1 protein-coding gene is annotated in these 1,014 nt (G+C 66.0%); it reads right to left on the bottom strand.

Features of this window, described 5'->3' with window-relative positions:
- Positions 1-1,014 (bottom strand): porin (locus J8I87_RS44015; protein WP_209938913.1); only part of this gene is annotated, 1,014 nt, incomplete at both ends.

Raw genomic sequence — 1,014 nt, 5'->3', positions numbered from 1 at the left:
CATGCTGCGCGATGACGACGGCGACGTCTGGAAGCCGTCGCCGATGGTCGCCGTCGCGTTGATGATCGACCGGCCGTTCGTGCCGAGCGTCTGGCCATTTGCGCGCTGATACGCCTGCAGTGCATACAGGCCCGTGCGCTTGGACAGCGAGTAGTACTCGGACAGGTTGACCTGCTGGTACTGCGCGCTGCTCGTGATGCCGTTGGACTGGGTCGCGCGCGTGTAGCTGTAGCCCGTCGCGAAGTCCCACGCGGCCGTCGGCTTCCAGTGCAGCACGATGCCGCCCGTGTTCCAGATCGCCAGGTTGCGGAACGACGAGCTGATACCCGGAATGTACTGTACGTTCGAGTAGGTCGCCGTGATGTCGAACTGGCTGTTGAACGTGTAGCCCGCGCCGACCGCGAAGCGCTGCTGCGCCTGCGCCGTCTGGAAACCGTTGGTCACGGCCGACACGCCCGCCTGCGCGCCCGCGTTCGAGGTCGTCGAATCCGCGCCGAACGGGCCGCCGTTGACCGTCGAGTTGTTGATCCGCGAGAAGCCCACCGCGATGCCGACGGGGCCTTGCGCATACTGGATCGCCGCCGCCCACGTCGAGCCACGGTTCACGCTGTCCGGCACGCCCGCGAACGAGTACGAGCCGCTGAACTTGAAGCCGTAGATCGACGGCGACATGTACAGCAGCGTGTTGTTCGCGCGGTAGATTGTGTCGAGGCCATCCACGTCGCCCGGGTGCGCGCCGTAGAAGCCCGTGAGCCACGTGGTCGGGCTGTACGGCGAGAGCAGCTGGTAGTACGACGCGTACTGGCGCCCTGCCGTCAGCGAACCATACGTGCTGTTCGTCACGCCGACGAACGCCTGGCGGCTGAACATCAGGTTGTTCGTCGACATTGCGCCGGTGGCGGCGCTAAAGCCTTCTTCCAGCGTGAAGATCGCCTTCGTGCCGCCACCCAGGTCTTCCGCGCCCTTCAGGCCGAAGCGGCTGCCCGCCCACACGCCCGTGACCATCTTGAAGGC

This window comes from Paraburkholderia sp. LEh10 (genome assembly GCF_017814945.1).
GTDB lineage: Bacteria > Pseudomonadota > Gammaproteobacteria > Burkholderiales > Burkholderiaceae > Paraburkholderia.
The sequence above is the reverse complement of the archived record's forward strand: the minus strand, read 5'-3'. Positions and strand labels throughout refer to the sequence as shown.